This window comes from Rhizobium giardinii bv. giardinii H152 (genome assembly GCF_000379605.1).
Classification (GTDB): Bacteria; Pseudomonadota; Alphaproteobacteria; order Rhizobiales; family Rhizobiaceae; genus Pararhizobium; species Pararhizobium giardinii.
Genome location: NZ_KB902640.1, coordinates 1 through 1151, shown reverse-complemented (window position 1 = coordinate 1151; position 1151 = coordinate 1). Strand labels below are relative to the sequence as shown.

Annotated in this window: 2 protein-coding genes; one reads left to right on the top strand and one right to left on the bottom strand. The window is 58.3% G+C overall.

What is annotated here, in order from left to right; translation table 11 throughout:
• The first annotated feature begins 350 nt into the window (after window positions 1-350).
• Window positions 351-902: a VapC50 family PIN domain-containing toxin gene (locus A3AY_RS0112815; protein WP_018326064.1), complete on the top strand. Its 552-nt coding sequence runs from the start codon at window positions 351-353 to the stop codon at window positions 900-902.
• 15 nt (window positions 903-917) lie between these two features.
• Here A3AY_RS0112815 and A3AY_RS0112810 read toward each other — a convergent pair.
• Window positions 918-1151, bottom strand: a 234-nt coding sequence (locus A3AY_RS0112810; RefSeq protein WP_026203386.1) for a hypothetical protein, incomplete at its 5' end; no start/stop codon positions are given.

Below are 1151 nucleotides of genomic sequence, written 5' to 3'. Positions count from 1 at the left end.
CCTGCGTTGACAGCATCTCTTCGTCGGGCAAAACCGTTACCGGTCTTCCGTCTGCGAGAAGCTCCGCGGCCCGATACATGATGTCGGTCAGCGCATCTGGCAGGTCCAGGCGTTCACCATCGGCATTGATTACCTGAAACGTTCCATGCTGCTTTGCGGAACGGGAAACCAACAGCGATGCGACACGGGCCGCGGCTGACCGCTCGAGAGCAGGAACGGCTTTCGAAGTCTTCGAGGGCTTTTTGTCGGACGATGTGCGATGTGATATGGCCATGCCGGTAATATGGCGCATAAACGCTATAAACGCAACCATCTCCCCGAATGATCAGGGGGGATCTTGATGAGTGCCTATGCCAATCGCCGTCCTCGATGCCGACGTCCTATTCCCCATGATGCTGCGCGACACATTATTGCGCGTGGCTGCGGCAGATTGCTATCGCGCGCATTGGTCGTCGCGAATCCTGGACGAAGTCACGCGCAACCTTATCAGCGACTATGGAATGGAGCCAACCAGAGCGAGGGTACTGCGCGCCGTTATGGAGGAGGCGTTCCCCGACGCGAATGTCGAAGGCTGGGAGCCACTGGAGCCGGCAATGCGGAACCACCCCAAGGATCGGCACGTGGCCGCAGCAGCTGCAGCGATCGGGGCTGGCATCATCGTCACATCGAACATCCGAGACTTCAGCGATCTTCCGTCCGGCGTCGTCGCCATGACACCCGACGACTTTCTGGTCTCCCTGCTGAGTAAAGAGGCGGACAGGCTGTTGGAGGCGCTCGTCGCACAGGCCGCAGGCTACCGTCGACCAACTTTGTCCGTCGTGGAATTGATGGAAAGGCTGTCAGGGATTGCTCCCAAGTTTGCCGCAAAGGCATTGTCCATTTTAGGCACAAAAGCCAAATGACCGTTCAGAGGTGTTTTACTGAAAATTCCTACTCTTCACCTTCAGCGTATCGATATGAAGGTCATCTATGTAAATTTCGCGCGCCTTGACGCCCATCGGCGGCCGCTCGCGACTATCCGGACTTCCCGGTGACCCATGGGCAAATTCGTCGCCACGCCCTGTCGGCACCCTGAAGGTATCCCGCTCGCCAAGGCTCGCCAGATCGCTGGTCAGATCGAACAGCCGTTGCGCCACCAGATGCACGACGCC

Excerpts from the sequence above, each read along its gene's own strand:
- A3AY_RS0112815 (WP_018326064.1), top strand. The coding sequence starts at position 351 with ATGCCAATCGCCGTCCTCGATGCCGACGTCCTATTCCCCATGATGCTG.